The sequence below is a fragment of the Polymorphobacter megasporae genome, from assembly GCF_018982885.2.
Classification (GTDB): Bacteria; Pseudomonadota; Alphaproteobacteria; order Sphingomonadales; family Sphingomonadaceae; genus Polymorphobacter_B; species Polymorphobacter_B megasporae.
The window spans coordinates 611702-630313 of the sequence record NZ_CP081848.1 but is presented as its reverse complement, the minus strand read 5'-3'; the positions used below and the strand labels follow the sequence as shown (position 1 = coordinate 630313).

General features: G+C 68.7%; 20 protein-coding genes. 10 read left to right on the top strand and 10 right to left on the bottom strand.

The genetic code is table 11. From position 1 onward, the window contains the following. Positions 1-65 precede the first annotated feature (65 nt). Entirely contained in the window at positions 66-2195 is a 2130-nt protein-coding gene (locus KTC28_RS02950; RefSeq protein WP_216709654.1) for a TonB-dependent receptor, read from the bottom strand. 194 nt (positions 2196-2389) lie between these two features. Here KTC28_RS02950 and hppD point away from each other — a divergent pair, with 194 nt between their 5' ends. Genes hppD through KTC28_RS02930 form a run of 4 tightly spaced genes read left to right on the top strand, consistent with a single transcriptional unit; the run spans position 2390 to position 6085 of the window. Beyond that, positions 2390-3466 carry a 4-hydroxyphenylpyruvate dioxygenase gene (gene hppD, locus KTC28_RS02945; RefSeq protein WP_255602218.1) on the top strand — a complete coding sequence of 359 codons (1077 nt, stop codon included), beginning with the start codon at positions 2390-2392 and terminating at the stop codon, positions 3464-3466. Continuing rightward, entirely contained in the window at positions 3466-3813 is a 348-nt protein-coding gene (locus KTC28_RS02940) for a TfoX/Sxy family protein (RefSeq protein ID WP_216709653.1), read from the top strand. The genes hppD and KTC28_RS02940 overlap by 1 nt, the downstream gene beginning before the upstream one ends. After that, entirely contained in the window at positions 3813-5081 is a 1269-nt protein-coding gene (gene hmgA, locus KTC28_RS02935) for a homogentisate 1,2-dioxygenase (RefSeq protein ID WP_216709652.1), read from the top strand. The genes KTC28_RS02940 and hmgA overlap by 1 nt, the downstream gene beginning before the upstream one ends. Continuing rightward, positions 5078-6085: a fumarylacetoacetate hydrolase family protein gene (locus KTC28_RS02930; RefSeq protein ID WP_216709651.1), complete on the top strand. Its 1008-nt coding sequence runs from the start codon at positions 5078-5080 to the stop codon at positions 6083-6085. The genes hmgA and KTC28_RS02930 overlap by 4 nt, the downstream gene beginning before the upstream one ends. Positions 6086-6567: 482 nt before the next feature. On the opposite strand, the gene KTC28_RS23240 is transcribed toward KTC28_RS02930, so the two are convergent. From KTC28_RS23240 to purB, 4 genes are all read right to left on the bottom strand, one after another. Then, positions 6568-6699, bottom strand: a complete 132-nt coding sequence (locus KTC28_RS23240) for a hypothetical protein (protein WP_369426571.1) — start codon at positions 6697-6699, stop codon at positions 6568-6570. Between the two features lie 26 nt (positions 6700-6725). Further along, positions 6726-8336 carry a M28 family peptidase gene (locus KTC28_RS02920; RefSeq protein WP_216709650.1) on the bottom strand — a complete coding sequence of 537 codons (1611 nt, stop codon included), beginning with the start codon at positions 8334-8336 and terminating at the stop codon, positions 6726-6728. Between the two features lie 9 nt (positions 8337-8345). Continuing rightward, positions 8346-9611 carry a M24 family metallopeptidase gene (locus KTC28_RS02915; protein ID WP_216709649.1) on the bottom strand — a complete coding sequence of 422 codons (1266 nt, stop codon included), beginning with the start codon at positions 9609-9611 and terminating at the stop codon, positions 8346-8348. Positions 9612-9783: 172 nt separating this feature from the next. Beyond that, complete coding sequence (purB, locus tag KTC28_RS02910; protein WP_216709648.1) at positions 9784-11088, bottom strand: adenylosuccinate lyase; 1305 nt, start codon at positions 11086-11088, stop codon at positions 9784-9786. 118 nt (positions 11089-11206) lie between these two features. Here purB and KTC28_RS02905 point away from each other — a divergent pair, with 118 nt between their 5' ends. From KTC28_RS02905 to KTC28_RS02890, 4 genes are all read left to right on the top strand, one after another. Beyond that, positions 11207-11605 carry a hypothetical protein gene (locus tag KTC28_RS02905; RefSeq protein ID WP_216709647.1) on the top strand — a complete coding sequence of 133 codons (399 nt, stop codon included), beginning with the start codon at positions 11207-11209 and terminating at the stop codon, positions 11603-11605. Between the two features lie 33 nt (positions 11606-11638). Further along, positions 11639-11950, top strand: coding sequence for a hypothetical protein (locus tag KTC28_RS02900; RefSeq protein WP_223132282.1), 312 nt, complete (start codon positions 11639-11641; stop codon positions 11948-11950). A gap of 77 nt (positions 11951-12027) precedes the next feature. Further along, positions 12028-12336, top strand: a complete 309-nt coding sequence (locus KTC28_RS02895) for a hypothetical protein (RefSeq protein WP_216709645.1) — start codon at positions 12028-12030, stop codon at positions 12334-12336. A 143-nt stretch (positions 12337-12479) separates the two neighbouring features. After that, a complete protein-coding gene (locus tag KTC28_RS02890) occupies positions 12480-13166 on the top strand; it encodes a VIT1/CCC1 transporter family protein (protein ID WP_255602216.1) in 687 nt (228 codons plus the stop codon). Here KTC28_RS02890 and KTC28_RS02885 read toward each other — a convergent pair. The 5 genes from KTC28_RS02885 to argH are packed head-to-tail and all read right to left on the bottom strand — an operon-like array spanning position 13163 to position 17670. After that, entirely contained in the window at positions 13163-13921 is a 759-nt protein-coding gene (locus tag KTC28_RS02885; protein WP_216709643.1) for a precorrin-2 dehydrogenase/sirohydrochlorin ferrochelatase family protein, read from the bottom strand. The two genes, KTC28_RS02890 and KTC28_RS02885, sit on opposite strands and share 4 nt — an antisense overlap. 4 nt (positions 13922-13925) lie before the next feature. Continuing rightward, the gene (locus KTC28_RS02880) at positions 13926-14798 is read right to left on the bottom strand and encodes a UTP--glucose-1-phosphate uridylyltransferase (RefSeq protein WP_216709802.1); all 873 of its coding nucleotides are present in this window, start codon (positions 14796-14798) and stop codon (positions 13926-13928) included. 54 nt (positions 14799-14852) lie between these two features. Next, a complete protein-coding gene (gene lysA / locus KTC28_RS02875) occupies positions 14853-16121 on the bottom strand; it encodes a diaminopimelate decarboxylase (protein WP_216709642.1) in 1269 nt (422 codons plus the stop codon). Beyond that, positions 16121-16348, bottom strand: a complete 228-nt coding sequence (locus tag KTC28_RS02870; RefSeq protein ID WP_216709641.1) for a hypothetical protein — start codon at positions 16346-16348, stop codon at positions 16121-16123. Before KTC28_RS02870 ends, lysA begins: the two co-directional genes overlap by 1 nt. Beyond that, a complete protein-coding gene (argH, locus tag KTC28_RS02865) occupies positions 16345-17670 on the bottom strand; it encodes an argininosuccinate lyase (protein ID WP_216709640.1) in 1326 nt (441 codons plus the stop codon). The genes KTC28_RS02870 and argH overlap by 4 nt, the downstream gene beginning before the upstream one ends. 52 nt (positions 17671-17722) lie before the next feature. On the opposite strand from argH, the gene KTC28_RS02860 reads away from it, so the two are divergent. Both KTC28_RS02860 and KTC28_RS02855 read left to right on the top strand, forming a co-directional pair. Continuing rightward, complete coding sequence (locus KTC28_RS02860) at positions 17723-18268, top strand: TlpA family protein disulfide reductase (protein WP_255602214.1); 546 nt, start codon at positions 17723-17725, stop codon at positions 18266-18268. A 49-nt stretch (positions 18269-18317) separates the two neighbouring features. Next, the gene (locus KTC28_RS02855; protein WP_216709638.1) at positions 18318-18599 is read left to right on the top strand and encodes a type II toxin-antitoxin system Phd/YefM family antitoxin; all 282 of its coding nucleotides are present in this window, start codon (positions 18318-18320) and stop codon (positions 18597-18599) included. Positions 18600-18612 lie beyond the last annotated feature (13 nt).

The window sequence follows — 18612 nt, the reverse complement described above, 5'->3', positions numbered from 1 at the left end:
GCGCGTGGATGTGAAAAAGCTGGTCGTTCAGTGGACTTGTGTAACCTTCCGGCCCGGCCGCGCCACTAGAACGACGCGCGGACGCCCCCGAAGAATGCCCGCCGGGCGCCATACTGCGGAGCCCCCACGCCGACCCCCGACCCGTCGCGGATCGCATAGCTATGGTCGAAGGCGTTGGTCACGTCGAAGCGGATCGACAGGCCCCTGAGCGCGTCGATCGACTGGCTGACGCCGAAATTGACCTGAACGTACGACGGCAGCTTGCCGCCGTTGGGGACGATCCCCGCCGGATCGCCCGCGCGCAGACCATCGCCGTAGATGAAGTCGGCCGACGGGGTGAGCTTGCCGATGCCGTCGCCGAACGCATACGAGCCGCCACCCGACGCACTCCAGTTCTGCGAATGGTCGGTGTAGATATAGTGGTTCTGGATGTACGCGAGCTCGGCCGGGGCAAAGAAGAACTGGCTGGACACAATGTTCTTGCCCTTCTCCTGCCCGCGCGTCGCATTGCCGTACAGCGACAATGCGCCGCGCCGGTACGTCGTCGTCAGCTCGATGCCCCAGGCATAGCCTTTTTCGTAGTTGAATGGTGACAGGACGAGCGATTCGCCGAACTGGCCCTCGTCGAGCAGGTCCTTCTTGATCTTGTAATAGCCGTCGAGGCCGACCGTCAGCCCGGGGAGGACGGTCTGGAGGACGCCGGCGTCGAAGTAATGCTCGCGCTCGGATTTGACCGCGGACGAGAAGGGGACCTCGGGCTGCTTGGTCGTGCCGTTGAACTGGGCGACTGTCGTCGTCCCGATCAGCTCCTGCGGCGGCGGGGTGAAGTTGCGGGCATAGCCGGCATGGAAGGTCGTTCCCGTCGTCGGCGTGTAGACGAGATTGATCCGCGGACTGAGCTGGTTCTCGCTGGTGTAGGCGTCGACCGCGTCGAAGCGTGCCCCGACGTTGAGCGTGAGTTCGGGCGTCAGGCTCCATTCGTCCTGGAGATAGACGCCGTAAAGCTGGCCGGTCTTGCTGCCGGCGACGGTGATCGGAAAGGCGGTGTCGCTCGTCTGGTTGCCCTCGCTGTCGGTCGGCAGGACCCGTGACGTTACGTTCGACCGCGTCCGCTCGTTCTGGAAGAAGACGCCGCCGCGGAGCGTATGCGCCTCGGACAGCTTGTAGCTGGCGTCGGCCTGGACGCCGTAGACGAGGCTCGACAGCCGCGACTGGTCGGAGAAGCCGTTGAAGATGATGTCGCCGCCCGCCGGATCGGGCAGGAAGCTGGTCCGCGAATAACGGACGAACGGTGCAACGAGGACGTTGAGCGCGTCGCCTGAATATTGATACGAGACGACGCCGTAGTGGGTGACCTCGCGCTGGTTCTGGTCGAGCAGCGACGAATCGAAGGTCGTCTGGCGGTTGAGCTGATACGCGCCGACCTGCCCCGGATTGTTGGGTATCTGGAACTTGCCGATGGCCGTCCCGCCGAACGCGCTGATCCGGCTGGTGTCGGACAGGATCTGCGACAGATAGACGAAGCCGCGATACTGCTCGGTGCGGTCATGGATCGCGCTCCGCGACCGTGTCGGATTCTCGATACCGAGGTCGTCACGGAGGTAGCTTCCCGAGACGAAATAGTTGAGGCCGCCGGTCGAGTTCTGCAGCGTGAAGCTCGGCTCGACCCGCCCGTTCGACCCGCCATACAGGTCGACGTTACCGGCAAGGTCGAACGCCCCCGACTGGGTCGCGATGTTGACCACCCCGGCGGTGCGGTAGCCGTATTGCGCGGGCAGGGTGCCGGTGAGCAGATTGACCGACTTGGCGATTCGCGTGTCGATCGTCTGGCCGAACCCGGCGATGCTTTCGGGGATGATGACGCCGTTGAGCCGGTATTGGACGTTGCCGTGCTCGTTGCGGACGTGGATTTCGTCATCGCTGTCCTGGCTGACGCCGGGGGCCTGCTGGAGCAGCTGCGAGATCCCGCGGTCCTGCCCGCCGGGCTGGGAGTCGATCGTCGCGCGGTCGAAGCTGTAGTCGCTTGCGCCGAGGCTCGGCAGGATTGCGTCGCGCGCCGCATCGAGCTTGCGCGCGGTGACGACGATCTCGTCGGATGGCGGGGGTGGTGCCGTCGGCTTGACCTGGGCGGCGGCGGCAATGGGGAGCAGGCAGGTCGCGGCGAGCAATGACGCGGTCGGCAGGGTAGGGCGCACGAGCAACTCCATGTAACGATATAGTATCACATCTACCCGAGCGAGCGACCGCTGCCTAAACCATTTATCGTTCATCAAGGCTACCGCCATCGGTCATCTCAAGCCTGCCGTTGCCGGTCCCGCTGCGTGCGCCTATGTCCGCAGCAACAGTGAACGGGCGCTGAAGCGCCTGCATCCGGCCGGGAGAGACATCGATGGCAACGACCACGACCGACAATTTCATGGGCCTCGACGGCTTCGAGTTCGTCGAGTTCACCGGCCCCGACCCCCAGGCGCTCGCTGCCCTGTTCGAGGCGATGGGCTTCACCCACGTCGCCACCCACCGGTCGAAGGACGTGCGCCGATATGCGCAGGGGGCGATCAACTTCCTGCTCAACATGGACACCGCGGGACAGGCGGCCGAGTTCCGCAACGCCCACGGCCCCTCCGCCAATGCGATGGCGTTCCGGGTCGGCGACGCGGCGCAGGCCTTCGCCGAGGCGGTGTCGCGCGGCGCGACCCCGGTGACCGGCCCGGTCGGGCCGATGGAGCTAGCCATCCCGGCGATCGAGGGGATCGGCGGGTCGAACCTGTACCTCGTCGACCGGACCGGGGAGCACGAGATCTACGATGTCGACTTTAAGCCGGTGCCGGGGGCCGGGGTCGACGATAACTCGGTCGGGCTGCACACGCTCGATCACCTCACCCACAACGTCAACCGCGGGCGGATGGCGCACTGGGCCGAGTTCTACGAGCGCATCTTCGGCTTCCGCCAGATCCGCTATTTCGACATCGAGGGCCAGTCGACCGGGCTGTTCTCCAAGGCGATGACCGCCCCCGACGACAAGATCCGCATCCCGTTGAACGAGAGCCAGGACGAGCACAGCCAGATCGAGGAGTTCCTGCGCGCCTACAAGGGCGAGGGCATCCAGCACCTCGCGCTCGCCACCGACGATATCTTCGCAACGGTCGACAAGCTCCGCGCCAACGGCATCCGCTTCCAGGAGTCGCCTGACACCTACTTCGACATGATCGACCAGCGGCTCCCCGGGCACAACCACTCGGTCGAGGAGATGCGGTCGCGCAGCATCCTGATCGACGGCGCGCCGGAGACCGGCGGCGGCCTCCTCCTCCAGATCTTCACCGAGAACATGGTCGGGCCGATCTTCTTCGAGATCATCCAGCGCAAGGGTAACGACGGCTTCGGCGAGGGCAACTTCAAGGCGTTGTTCGAAAGCCTCGAGCTCGACCAGCTCCGCCGCGGGGTCATCCCGGGGAAGGTCGAAGCCTGATGGCGACCGACCCGGCCGACCTGCAGGCGCAGCTTCTCGCCGCCGCCCCAGACCTCGACCTGTCGTTCCGCAAGATGTTCGGCGGCATAATGGGCTATGCCGCCGGGGTCGTCTTCGCCTCGCTGTCCGACGTCGGCCTCGCGCTCAAGCTGTCTGGCACCGAGCGTGACCGGGCATTGGCGCTGCCGGGCGCTCTGCCGCTCAGTTATGAACCCGACGCCCCGCCGAGCAAGTCCTACGTCGTCCTGCCGTCCGAGGTCGTCGCCGACTCCGCCGCGCTCCATGATTGGGCCGTCGCCAGCGTGGCCGGGCTCAAGCCAAAGCCGGTCAAGAAGGCGAAGGGCTGATGCTGACCGGCTTCGGCAACCACTTCGCCACCGAGGCGGTCCACGGTGCGCTCCCCGTCGGGCGCAACTCGCCCCAGCGCCCCGCCTTCGGCCTCTACGCCGAGCAGCTGAGCGGCACTGCCTTCACCGCGCCCCGGCACGAGAACCGGCGGTCGTGGCTCTACCGGCTCCGTCCCAGCGCCTCGCATCCCCCGTTCGTCCGCTACACCGGCGCCCCCGACTTTGCCCCCGGCACGGTCGACGACCCGCTCGCGCCGAACCGGCTGCGCTGGGACCCGCTGGCGATGCCCGATGCCACGCTCGACCTAATCGACTCGATGACGACGATGGTCGCCAACCGCGACCCCGCCAGCCTCGAGGGGGTCGCCGTCCACCTTTACCGCGCGGCCAAGGACATGGACGTCCGCGCCTTCGTCGATGCCGATGGCGAGCTGCTGTTCATCCCCCAGGCCGGGCGGCTGACGCTGCTGACCGAGCTCGGCCGGATCGACGTTGCGCCCGGCGAGATCGCCCTCGTCCCGCGCGGCGTCCGCTTCCGCGCCCTCCTCCCCGGCGGCACCGCGCAGGGCTATGTCGCGGAGAACCACGGCAGCCTGTTCCGCCTCCCCGACCTCGGCCCGATCGGGGCGAACGGCCTCGCCAACCCGCGCGATTTCGAGACGCCTGAGGCGTGGTTCGAGGACCGCGACGAGCCGTTCGAGCTGATTCAGAAGTCGCTCGGCAGCCTGTGGACGACGCAGCTCGACCATAGCCCGCTCGACGTCGTCGCCTGGCACGGCAACCTCGCGCCGTGGCGGTATGACCTGTCGCGCTTCAACACGATGGGCAGCGTCAGCTTCGACCATCCCGACCCGTCGATCTACACCGTCCTGACCTCGCCGTCGGGGGTTCCGGGGCGCGCCAACGCCGACTTCGTCCTGTTCCCGCCGCGCTGGCTCGTCGCCGAGGACACCTTCCGCCCGCCGTGGTTCCACCGCAACATCATGAGTGAGTGCATGGGGCTGATCCACGGGGCATACGACGCCAAGGCCGAGGGCTTCGCGCCCGGCGGCCTGTCGCTTCACAACCTGATGGCGGGCCACGGCCCCGACCTGTCGACGTGGCAGGCCGCGAGCAACGCCCAACTCGCCCCGCGCAAGCTCGACGCGACGATGGCGTTCATGGTCGAGAGCTGCTGGCCGTTCCTCCCGACCCGCTTCGCCCTCGACCGCGCCCAGCCCGACTATGACGCCGCCTGGGCCGGCTTTCCAAAGGCCAAACTGCCATGAAGCTCGCCAGTCTGAAGCACGGTCGTGACGGGCGGCTGGTCGTGGTGTCCGACGACCTCGCGTGGTGCGCCGCGCCGCCACCGGCATGGCCAACGCTCCAGTCGGCGCTCGACGACTGGCACCATGCCGAGCCGGTGCTGCGCGGGGTGGCCGAGAGCCTGTCGCACGACGCCGTCCCGCACAGCCGCTTCCATGAGCGCGAGGCCGCCGCGCCGCTGCCTCGGGCGTACCAATGGGCCGACGGCTCGGCGTATGTGAACCACGTCGCGCTGGTCCGGCAGGCACGCGGCGCCGAGATGCCCGCGACCTTCTGGACCGACCCGCTGATGTACCAGGGAGGTTCGGATCAGTTCATCGCGCCGCGCGACCCGATCCCGTTCGTCGACGACGCGTGGGGGCTCGACCTCGAGGCCGAGGTCGTCGTCGTCACCGGCGACGTCCCGCGCGGAGCGAGCCGCGACGAGGCGCTCGCGGCGATCCGCCTCGTCGGGCTGGTCAACGACGTCTCGCTCCGCGGGCTGATCGCCCCCGAACTCGCCAAGGGCTTCGGCTTCGTCCAGTCGAAGCCGGCGAGCGCGCTGTCGCCGGTGTTCGTCACCCCCGACGCGCTCGGCGACCGCTGGCGCGATGGCAAGCTCCACGGCGTCTTGTCGGTCGATCTCGACGGCCAGCCGTTCGGCCGCGCCGACGCGGGGGAGGACATGACCTTCGATTTCGGCACGCTGATCGCGCATCTGGCGAAGACCCGGGCGATCGGCGCGGGGAGCATCATCGGCTCGGGCACCGTCAGCAACCGCGGCAGCGACGGCGGTCCCGGGCGCCCGGTCGCGGCGGGCGGGCGCGGCTATAGCTGCATCGCCGAAGTCCGCGTCGTCGAGACGATCACCGGCGGCGCGGCGACGACACCGTTCCTGCGCCCCGGCAATGTCGTCCGGATCGAGATGCTCGACGCGCGCCACCACTCGATCTTCGGGGCGATCGAGCAGGCGGTTGTCGCGGACTGAACCCTCCGCCAGTTCGGTTAAGTTGACAGAGTTGACGAAATCGGACGTTTTCGTTCGAGGAGAAGGCTCGCCGAAGTCGCGGCCCGGACGGTTACTTTTACCGCCGCTCCTAGGACGGAAATTTCGCTGCGCCGCTCGGACAAGCGGCTTAAGTTGACAGAGTTGACATAATCTACCGTTTTTCAGCGAACCGCGCGTTACCGCAGGTGGCGGATTCGCCGGTAGGGCGGTCGACGGCGGCTTCCGCCCAACCCAAAACTTGCCGCACCGAACGATCGAGCGGGAGCACTGTAGCGGATGACAATGAGAAAGCGCACGTCCCGCCGCCCGGTGGCGACTCGAAGCCCCTGCGATACCCCCGCAAACCGGGTGTAGGACAGCGAATTCAGTGCGCTGGCGGAGCTGGCGTCGCCGCCGCGGCAATGCCGTCGAGCGTCGCCATAGCGTCGTCGGGCAGGTCGAACGCCGCAACCGCGAGGTTCTCATGCAGCTGCGGCCACCGACAACGTTGTCGGGATCAGCAGGATGCCCGGCGACCGCCACAGCAGCCAAGCGAGCGCGATCTGCATCGGCGTGACGCCAAGATCGGCCGCGACGCCGTCGGGCGCGGTCAATCGCCAGGGTTCGGCGGTCTACGCCGCTATTTAAGTGCGCGCTCACTCGCGCTCACAGCGCGCAACGGTGCATACTCGCCGCCGGGATTCCAGCCCGGCCACGCCGCGCTGTTAGCGACCTCGGTCCCGAGCGCGAAGGCGACGCTCGCCTCCTGCGCGGTCCCGGCGAAGGTCCATTTGGGGTCGAATTCGTCGCTCGGCTGGTGGTAGCGCCTCGCATTATAGTCGGCGACGATCGGCACGCCCGCGGCGAGGCCGCCGTCCACCAGGTCGCGACCGGCGCGGAAGGTGATCGCCGGGACGCCGCGCTTGGCGAACGAATATTGGTCGGAGCGGAAGTACCAGCCGGCCTCGACCGCGGGCTCGTCGTCGACCCGCAACCCTTGCGCGGCGGCGATCCGGCGGACGTCGGCCTCGACCGGGGTGCGCCCGCCGCCGATCAGCTCGATGTCGCGCGCCGCCGGGAGGACGACGTGCGGGTCGAGGTTGATCATGAGCGCGGTCGTCGCCAGCGGGTACAGCGGATGCCCGGCGTAATAGTCCGATCCAAGCAGTCCCTTCTCCTCGGCGGTCCACGCGGCGAAGACGACAGTCCGCGCCGGCCGCGCGCCATGCGCGAAGGCGCGGGCGATCTCGAGCACCTCGGCGGTGCCGGTGGCGTTATCGACCGCGCCGTTGCGGATCGTGTCGCCGGTCGCATCGGGACCGTTCATGCCATTGGCGTCCCAGTGCGCGCCGTACAGGACGACCTCGGTGGGGCGCGACGCGCCGGGTAGCTTGGCGATGACGTTGTGGCTGACGACCGGAGTCGCGGTCAGGGTGCCGCCGACCGAGACCGTGCTGCCGTCGAGCGCGAAGGCGCGGAAGCCGGGATCGCGCGAACGGGTCTTGAGCTCGTCAAGCATCAGGCCGTGGCGGCGGAGCAGGTCGACCGCGACGTCGCGCGTCAGCCAGCCGCTGAATTTGAACGGCGACGGGCTGAGCGGGGCGAAGGCGAACGCGGGCAATGCGTCGCCGCTGCCGACCTGCGAGAAGGGGTAGCTCGCCGCCGCGTCCTCGTGGATGACGAGCGCGCCGATCGCCCCCGCCTTCGCTGCCGCCTCGAGCTTGGCGCCGACGCGCCCGGCATAGACCATCCGGCGGCCTTCGAAGCCGAGGTCGCGCCCGCCCTCGAAATCGGGGTCGTTGGCGAGGACGACCGCGATCTTGCCGGTCATGTCGACCCCGGCATACGCGTCCCACCCCTTCGCGCGGTCGACGATGCCGAAGCCGGCGAAGACCAGTGGCGCGGCGGTGACCGTCGTCGCGCCGGCATTGCGCAGCGACAACGCAACATCGCGGCCGAGGACGAGCGATCGCGCGCTCCCCTTGGCGTCGAGCATTATCGTTGCGCCGGGAACGCGGTCGAGCCGGACCAGCGGGACATCCTGATACCAGCCGCCGTTCTCGCCGCCGGGTTGCAGCCCGGCGGCGGCGAATTGTTTGGCAAGATAGTCGATCGTCTTCGCTTCCCCCGCCTCGCCGGGCCCGCGCCCGCCGAAGGCATCGGAGGACAACACGCGGACGTCGGCCTTGATGTGGTCGGCGGAAATCGGCGACGCGGCGGCGAGGGCCGCGGCGAGTGCGATGGCGATCATGCGGGTCCTCTAATCGAACGGGCGGTCGAGCGACGGCGGCGGGGTCGAGAACCAGCGCGGCCCGTCGGCGGTCATGTGGAAGCAGTCCTCGAGCCGGACGCCGAACTGTCCCGGCAGATACAGTCCCGGTTCGTTCGAGAAGCACATGCCGGGAGTCAGCGGCGTCGTCTCGCCGTGGACGAGGTTGACCGGCTCGTGACCGTCGAGGCCGATGCCGTGGCCGGTGCGGTGCGACAGGCCGGGCAGGCGGTAGCCGGGGCCGAAGCCCTGCGCGGTGTAATAAGCCCGGACCGCATCGTCGACGCTCCCCGCCGCCGCGCCGACCTTCGCCGCGGCGAAGGCGACCTGCTGCCCGCGCGCGACGGTATCCCACACGCGGCGGACCGCGTCGGGGGCGCGGCCGGGGACGAAGGTCCGCGAGATGTCCGACTGATAGCCATCGACGGTGCAGCCGCAGTCCATCAGCACGACCTCGCCCTCGCGGACGCGCTGCGGCTTGCTCGACCCGTGCGGGTAGGCCGCCGCCTCGCCGAGCAGGACGAGCGCGAATTCGGGGATGCCGCCTAGCTTGACCGTGGCGGCGTCCATCAGCGCGCCGATCTCGCCGGGGGTCATCCCGTCGCGAACCCGCGGCCATGTCCAGCGATACGCGGCGATCGTGATGTCGCTCGCCTTCTGCATCAGCGCGAGTTCGGCGGGCGTCTTGAGCATCCGGCAGCCGCGCACGACCGGGTTCGCCGACACGATCCGCGCTTGCGGCAGCGCCTTGGCGAGCCCGTCGCTGGCGAAGAAGCGCACCGTCTCCTCGACGCCGACCGCGCCGCGTGCGGCACCGCGCTCGCCGATGATCTTCGCGGCGAGCGCGACCGGGCTTTCGTCTTCCTGCCAGACGCGGACGTCGGCGGGGATGCCGAGGCTCTGGCGGACCGAGGGCTCCTCGAAGAACGGCGTGACGATCACCGGGTCGCCGGTCGCGAACAGCAGGGCGAGCGTCAACCGTTCGCTCCGACGCCATTTCACCCCGGTGAAATAGACCATCGATGCGCCGGGCTCGATCACCACTGCGGCGATGCCGTGCGCCGCCATCAACGCGCGCCACGCGTCGAGCCGCGCTGCGCGTTCGGCGGGGCCGATCGGGCGGACGTCGCCGGTCATCGACGCGAGCCCCGCGGTGTCGATCTCGGCGGCGGCGGTTCCCGAGGGGAGGATCGCGAGCGCGCCGAGCACCGCCCCCGAAACGAGGAGCGAGCGGCGGTCGAGTCCGGCTTGGATCATGGCTGCATCATCGAGTCGCCGCGCGCGAAAGACAAGGGCCGGCGTGCCAGCGGTTTGAGCGGGGATACCCACCCACATTGTCGTCATCCCCGAGGAGGCAGGGACCCATCACCCCAACTGTCCGTGGTTATGGGTCCCCGCCTTCGCAGGGATGACGGTCGGATATTTTTCCCTACGCCGCGCCGAACACCCGAGCGAAGATCGTATCGACGTGCTTGAGGTGGTAGCCGAGGTCGAACAGCGGCTCGATCTCCGCCGTCGGCAGCCAGCGTGTCACGTCGGGGTCGGCGACGAGCAGGTCGAGCAGCTGGAGCTTCCCGTCCGCCTGCCACACCTGCATCGCGTTGCGCTGGACGAGGCCGTACGCCTCCTCGCGGCTCGCCCCCGCCTGCGTCAGCGCAAGCAGCACGCGCTGCGAATGGATCAGCCCGCCCATCTTGTTGAGGTTGGCGAGCATCCGCTCGGGATAGACAAGCAGTTTGTCGATCATGCCCGTCAGGCGGACCAGCGCGAAGTCGAGCGTCACCGTCGCGTCGGGGCCGATCATCCGCTCGACGCTCGAATGGCTGATGTCGCGCTCGTGCCACAGCGCGACATTCTCGAGCGCCGGGGTGACATAACCGCGGACCAGCCGTGCGAGGCCGGTTAGGTTCTCCGACAGCACCGGGTTGCGCTTGTGCGGCATCGCGCTCGACCCCTTCTGCCCCGGCGCGAAATACTCCTCGGCCTCGAGGACCTCGGTGCGCTGGAGGTGGCGGACCTCGGTCGCGAGCCGCTCGACGCAGCCGGCGACGACGCCGAGCGTGGCGAAGTACATCGCGTGGCGGTCGCGCGGGATGACCTGCGTCGACACCGGCTCGACCGTCAGCCCCATCGCCTTGGCGACATGCGCCTCGACGAACGGGTCGACGTTGGCGAAGGTTCCGACCGCGCCCGAAATCGCGCATGTCGCGACCTCGGCACGCGCGGCGACGAGCCGGTCGCGGCAGCGGTCGAACTCGGCGTACGCCTGCGCCAGCTTGAGCCCGAAGGTCGTCGGCTCGGCATGGATGCCGTGGCTTCGGCCGATCGTCGGGGTCATCCTGAACTCGAACGCGCGGCGCCGGAGCACGACGAGCAGCGCGTCGATGTCGGCGATCATCAGGTCGGCGGCGCGGGCGAGCTGGACCCCGAGGCAGGTGTCGAGGACGTCCGAACTCGTCATCCCCTGGTGGACGAAGCGCGCGGGCTCGCCGACATGCTCGGCAAGGTTGGTCAGGAAAGCGATGACGTCGTGGCGCGTCTCGCGCTCGATCTCGTCGATCCGTTCGACCTCAAACTTGCCCTTCGCCCACATCGTCGCCGCAGCGTCCTTTGGGATCACGCCGAGTTCGGCGAGGGCGTCCATCGCGTGCGCCTCGATCTCGAACCAGATGCGGAAACGCGTCTCGGGCTCCCAGATCGTGACCATCTCGGGGCGGGAATAGCGGGGGATCATGCGACGGCTCCAGTGCGGGGTGCGGCAATTAGCACGGGGCGGGCCGAGCCGCCAACGCGACGGACGGTGAAACCGACGCCGCCGCCGTCCGTTAACCAGTACACGACAGGAGGTCTTTATGATCAAACACTTAGCTCTTGCGGCGAGTGCGGCAACGTTCGTGTTCTCAGGTGCGGCGAATGCCCAGACTGCCGCTGGCGGCATCGTCGGCGGGTCAGCTTCACCGGCCCCGGGAGCGTATTCGCCGGCAGGTGTGCGGGCGCCGGGAACGACCCCGTCCGGCCTCGGCAGTGCGATGTCGCCGGGTTCGATGAATTCGCCTGGCCTGCCGCAGCCGTCGACCGGCGTGACGCCGCCGATCGGGGCTTCGACTGCCGGGACGATCGGTGATGGCCGGGTCGGGACACTCGCTCCCGGATCGACCACCAGCCCCGCGGTCAACGGCACGACCGGCGCGATGCCGACGACGAGCGGGACCACGCCGACAACATCGACGACCAATCCGCCGCCGCGCTGAACTTAAACTCGACAAAACCTTGGGAGATTGACCATGAAACTGATGATCGCACTTGCCGCTACGGCACTCGTTGCAACGACGGCTTCGGCCCAGATGGCGCCCTCGTCACCGAGCGGGTCGGCTGGATCCAGCTCGATGGGGACGACCGGCACCAGCCCGACCGACACGATGTCGTCGACGGGCAGCTCGACCGACAGCATGTCGTCGAGCAGCACGTCGCCGGGGACGTCGTCATCGACCACGACGAAGCATCACAACCGCCGGTCGTCGACCGGTATGAGCCATGGTTCGATGTCGCCCAACAGTTCGACCACGCCGGGCACTGCGGCGACGACACCGCAGTAGGCCGGCAACCGATGCCCGCTCGAGGCGTTCATTGCGCGAGCGGGTGTTGGCCAAATGGCCTGCCAAGGAGATTATAGATGAAGACCAAGATTATTCTTGCCGCGATCGCCGCTGCCGCGATTACGTCGACTGCGGTGGCAAAGCCGATGCATCACCGCATGGCATCCCACGCGTCGAGCGGGTCGGAAGCGACCAAGGCGCTCAACGAAAAGTCGCTTGCCCAGGCATCCGGCGGTGGATCGATGGGTGCCCCGATGGCACCGCGCAATGGCGCAATGTCTGACTCGGGTGCGGCTGCGCCGATGGCGACGCCCGATGCCGCGCCGATGGGTTCGCCCGCCGGCAACGCGATGACGCCGCCGGCGACGCCTGCTCCGCAGCAGTAAGATCGCGCTGCGATCGAACTGATCGCAGTTTAGTCGGATGAATGGGACGGTGTGCGAGCGCCGTCCCATTTTCCGTTGTAGCGTGACCTCGCGGTAAATCGCGGATGCATGTCGGGCATGCAGTGGGAGCGATGAGCGGACGGATGAACGAAAACCACTTCATTACCCGGATCGGTTGGCTTCGCGCCGCGGTGCTCGGCGCGAACGACGGCGTCCTGTCGACCGCGAGCGTCATCGCCGGTGTCGCGGCGGCAAATCCGCAGGGGCGGCAAGTGCTGCTCGCCGGGATCGCCGCGCTCGTTGCCGGGGCCATGTCGATGGCCGCGGGCGAATATGTCTCCGTCAGCAGCCAGGCCGATACCGAAGCCGCCGATCTTGCCCGCGAAGAGCAGGAGCAAATGCACGACCCGCGCGGCGAAACCCGTGAATTGGCGGCGATCTACATCAAGCGCGGGCTAAGCGCCGATCTGGCGAAGCAGGTCGCGGCGCAGTTGATGGCGAAGGACGCGCTCGCTGCCCACGCTCGCGACGAATTGGGTATCACCGAGGTGTCGATCGCGAACCCGGTGCAGGCCGCGCTGGCGTCGGCGACGACGTTCACCGCGGGGGGCATCTGGCCGGTGCTGACCGTCCTGCTCGCACCGCCGCCGGTGCTGCTCCATGCGACATTCGCGGTGGCGCTTGTCGTGCTCGCGGTGCTCGGCGCGGCGGGCGCGCGGGCAGGGGGTGCGAAGGTGGTCCCGGCGACGGTGCGCGTCGTATTCTGGGGCGCGCTGGCGATGGCGGTGACTGCCGGAGTCGGGCACTTGTTCGGGACGGCGGTGGGTTAGATCAGGCGCAGCGCCACCGTCCGCCCGGGAGGGAGCGATGGCGGCGCCGCCCCGATGATCCGGTCGGCATCGCGCCGGGCACGGTCGAGGATTGCGGGCGGAACATCAGCTGGGTGATAAATCGTGTCGGCCTGATTGAGCAGGCGGAGCTGGCGTAGCGTCAGGTCGTCGGGGTCGCGGGAGGTCAGGACGATCTCAACAAGCGCGGCTGTGGCTTCGGCATCTCCGATCCCCGCAACCGCTGCGCCGGGGTCGCCGTGATCTGCGAGCGGATCGAGCACGCCGCCCGGCGCGAGCGCGGTGTCCCAGAGGCGGCGGCGAGCGTCGATCGTCGGATGCGTCGCCGCAACAGCTGCGCGGGCGGCGAAGATCGCGTCTGCGAGTCCGCCCAGCCGTGCCGGGAGCATTGCCTCGAAGCGCTCGCGCAACGCCTTGGCGAGACTGGCCGACGCGCCGCCGGTACCGACCGCGACGATGACCGGCGAGCGATCGACGATCGCGGGGACGGTGAAGTCACACAAGGCGGGGCGGTCGACGACGTTGACGAGCAGGCCGTGGGCGCGGAGGCGGGTTGCTTCGGCCTCGGCCTCGGCGGCATCGTCCAGAGCGACGAAGGCGATTCGCGCGGGCAGGTCGCGGACGACGACCCCGCCCGCCCCCTCGATCAGCCGCGCCTTGGCCTCGGCAGCGGGGCCGTTGCCGATGAGGAGGACGCGCATGCCGGTGAGGCGGACGAAGATGGGGAGCGCGTCCATTCGCTCAGGCCGTGATCCCCAGCCCCGCGATATACGCCCGCACTGCCGGCCCGACATCGTCGCGGTCGAGCGCCAGCGCGATGTTCGCCATGATGTGCCCGGCCTTGTCGCCGCAGTCGAAGCGCACGCCGTCGAATGCGAGGCCGTGGAACGGCTGTTTACCGATCAATTGCGCCATCGCGTCCGTCAGCTGGATCTCGTTGCCCGCGCCGCGCTTTCCCTCCGCCAGGATCGTCATCACCTCGGGCTGGAGGATGTAGCGGCCGATCACCGCGAGCGTCGATGGTGCGACGTCGGGCTTGGGCTTTTCGACGAGGCCGAGGACTTCGGTGAGGTTGCCCTGCGTCGCGCCGGGGGTGACGATGCCATAGCTGCCGGTGCGCTCGCGCGCGACCTGCTCGACCGCGATGACATTGCCGCCGACGCGATGATACGCGTCAACCATCTGCTTGAGGCACGACGGGCCGTAGACGAGGTCGTCGGGGAGCAGCACCGCGAACGGCTCGTCGCCGGTGATCAGCCGCGCGCACCACACCGCGTGGCCGAGCCCGGCGGGCTCCTGCTGGCGGACGTAGGCGACGCGGCCAGGCTCGAGCTGGGTGGACTCGAGGACCGCGAGTTCGGCGGTCTTGCCCTTCGCCTTGAGCTCGGCGACGAGTTCGGCGGCCACGTCGAAATACTCCTCGAGCGCCGCCTTGCCGCGCGCGGTGACGAAGATCATCTGCTCGATCCCGGCGGCGATCGCCTCCTCGACGGCATATTGCAGCAGCGGCCGGTCGACGACGGGGAGCATTTCCTTCGGGACTGCCTTGGTCGCGGGCAGGAAGCGTGTGCCGCGCCCTCCGACGGGAAAGATCGCCTTGCGAACCGGCTTGATCATCGTTGGTTTACTCCCCTTTTGCTGCACCGCACCCTAAAGACACGAAGTTGCCTAATGGTTGCTTAACCAAGGTGCGATCCGGTCGCGCGCAAGCTGCGCGGCAATGTCCTCGCGCGGGCGGACGATCGCCCAATCTGCGCCGTCGACGAGCACTTCGGGGACCAGCGGCCGCGAATTATACGTCGACGCCATCGTCGCGCCGTACGCGCCAGCGGTCATGAACGCGATTAGGTCGCCGGCGTCGACCCGGTCGATCGTCCGGTCCTCGGCAAAGGTGTCGCCGGTCTCGCACACCGGGCCGACGATCGTCGCGACCATCGTCCCGCCGCGCGGGGTGACCGCGCGGATATCGTGCCATGCGCCGTAGAGCGCCGGGCGGAGCAGGTCATTCATCGCCGCGTCGACGACGACGAAGCTCCGCGCCTCGCCCGGCTTGATGGTGACGACGCGCGTCACGAGCACGCCCGCGTTGCCGACGATCATCCGCCCGGGCTCGAACATCAGCCGCACGTCCCACCTGGCGGTCGCGCGGGCGACGAGTGCGCCATAATCGGCGGGGGTCGGCGGGGCGGCGTCGCCGGTGCGATACGGGATGCCGAGGCCGCCGCCGAGGTCGACCCGCTCGACCGCCAGCCCGGCGGTGCGGAGACGCGCGACGAGGTCGCCGAGCAGCGCGAAGGTCGCTTCGAGCGGAGCGAGATCGGTCAGCTGGCTGCCGATATGCGCGCCGACTCCGACCGCGCGCAGCCCCGGGAGCGACGCCGCGAGGGCGTAGGCGTGGGGGACGCGGTCGATCGCGATGCCGAATTTGTTCTCGGCGCGCCCGGTCGAGATTTTCGCATGGGTCTTGGCGTCGACCCCGGGATTGACCCGGAGCGCGACGGCGGCGGTTTGGCCGAGCGCGACCGCGACGTCGCTGAGGACGTGGAGTTCGGCCTCGCCCTCGACGTTGAACTGGTAGATGCCCGCCGCGAGCGCCGCCGCCATCTCGCCGCGGGTCTTGCCGACGCCCGAGAACACGATTCGCCCCGGTGGCACCCCGGCAGCGAGCGCGCGGCGCATTTCTCCCTCCGACACGACGTCGGCCCCCGCGCCGAGCCGCGCGAGCGTCGCGATCACCGACAGATTGGGGTTGGCCTTGACCGCATAGGCGATCAGCGGGTCGTTCAGGCCCGCCAGCGCCTCGGCGAAAACGCGGTAGTGGCGTTCGATCGTCGCGGTCGAATAGACGTACAGCGGGGTGCCGACTTCGTCCGCGAGCGCGGTGAGGTCGACATCCTCGGCAAACAACGCGCCCCCGCGATCGGCAAAGTGATCCATCAGCCCGGCGGCGGCAGGTTGAAGCGGTCGTCGCGGCGCTCCTGCGAGCGGCTGAGCGGGTCGTCGATCCGCGCTGGCTCGGCCTGCGTCGGGCGGATCAGCAGCGTCGACGGCAGCGGCTTCGTCGGGTCGACCTTCGGCGTCTCCCCCGGCGGTGCCTTGGGCATCAGCTCGCCCTGCTTGCCGCACGCCGCCAGCAGGAGAAGGAGAGCAACCGCGCGCTTCACAACGCCGCCTTCGCCGCGGCGATCGCCTCGTGGACGCGGACCGGCGCGGTGCCGCCGAAACTGACCCGGCTTGCGACCGACTTCTCGACCGACAGCACATCGAACACCTGCGCGGTGATCCGCGGGTCGATCGCCTGAAGCTCGACGAGCGGCACGTCGGCAAGCCCGATGCCTGCCGCTTCGGCAGCGCGGACCGCGCGCCCGGTGATGTGATGCGCTTCGCGGAACGGCACCTTCGCCTCGCGCACCAACCAGTCGGCGAGGTCGGTCGCGGTCGAGAAGCCCGCGCCTGCCGCCGCCGCCATCGGGCCGGGGTTGAACGTCAGTGTCTCGACCATCCCGGTCATCGCCGCTAGGCTGAGCGCGAGCAGGTCGAACGCCTCGAACACCGGCGGCTTGTCGTCCTGCATGTCCTTCGAATAAGCGAGCGGCAGCCCCTTCATCGTCACCTGCAGCGCGGTCAGGCAGCCGATCAGCCGCCCCGAATGGCCGCGAACAAGTTCGGCGGCGTCGGGGTTGCGCTTTTGCGGCATGATCGACGATCCGGTCGAGAAGGCGTCGGGCAGCGTGACGAAGCCGTACGGCTGCGACGCCCAGATGACGATCTCCTCCGCCAGCCGCGACAGATGCAGCCCGGTCATCGTCGCGCAGCTGAGGAATTCGATCGCGAAATCGCGGTCGGAGACGCTGTCGAGCGAATTCGCCGTCGGCCGGTCGAAACCAAGCGCCTTCGCCGTCGCGTCGCGGTCGATCGGAAACCCGGTTCCCGCCAGCGCCGCCGCGCCGAGCGGACACTCGTTCATCCGCGCCCGCGCATCGGCGAAGCGCGAGCGGTCGCGCGCCGCCATCGCGACATACGCCATCAGGTGATGCCCGAGCGTCACCGGCTGGGCGATCTGGAGATGGGTGAACCCCGGCATGATCGTCTCGGCATGCTCGGCGGCGCGACTGAGCAATGCGGCGGAAAATGCCGCGAGCCCGTCGTCGACCGCGTCGATCGCATCGCGGACCCACAGGCGGAAGCTCGTCGCGACCTGGTCGTTGCGCGACCGCGCAGTGTGGAGCCGCCCCGCCGCCGGGCCGATCAGCTCGGCGAGCCGCGTCTCGACGTGCATGTGAATGTCCTCGAGGTCGAGGTTCTCGACGACCCCAACGGTGTCGTATTCGTGCGCGATCGTCGTCAGTCCCGCCGCGATCGCGTCGGCATCGGCAGCGTCGATGATCCCCTGCGTGCCGAGCATCGCGACGTGCGCCTGCGACCCGGCGATGTCCTGACGCCACAGCCGCTTGTCGAACGGGATCGAGGCGTTAATGTCGCGCATCACCGCCGTCGGGCCATCCCCGAAGCGGCCGCCCCATAGCGAATTGGAAGTGATGTTGCGCGTCGTAATCGGAACGCTCCTGTTGGCCGGCCTCGCGAGCGGTGGCCTTGCCTTGGCGACTAAGGGAAACGCGAAGGCGTCGCAACCGGCGAAGCTCGGCCAGATCGACCGCAGCCACGCCGGGGAGGCCGCTCCGTCGATTTCGATCGAGGCGAAGGGCGGCAAGACGACGACGGTCGCCGCGTTCGTCGCCGCCGCGCACAAGCCGGTGCTGGTCAATCTGTGGGCGACATGGTGCGTCCCGTGCCGCGCCGAAATGCCCGCGCTTGACGCGCTGGCGAAGGCGCAGGGGGCGAAGCTGACCGTGCTGCCGATCAGCGAGGACCTCGAAGGCTGGCGCGGTGTCGACAAGTTCTTCACCCCCGGCAAGTTCACCAATTTGACGACATGGCTCGACCAGCCGGGCAATTACGCGGTCAAGATGGGCGCGACCGGCCTGCCGCTGTCGATCCTGTACGGGGCCGACGGGCGCGAGAAGTGGCGCGTCAACGGACCGCTCAAGTGGGGCTCGCCCGAGGTCGCGGCGGCGCTGGGTTAGGATCGCAAGCGCACGCATGGTGCAACTGGTCATCTAGTCAGGAAGCGCGATGACGATCCAGACCCGTGTTGAATCCGCCGACCCCGTGTGGAAGCTCGAAGACGCTAAGGCGCGCTTCAGCGAGGTCGTCCGCCTCGCGCGCGACGTCGGTCCGCAGCGCGTGACGGTGCGTGGCCGTCCTGCGGTCGTCGTCGTCGCCGCCGATGAGTACGACCGCCTGTCGCCGCCGGTGAAGCCGCGTTCGCTCTTCGATATGCTGCAAGGACTGACCGAGCTCGGCGAACTCGAGATCGAGCGCGATCGCGACACCGGCCGGGACATCGAGTTTTGATCGGCTGGCTGCT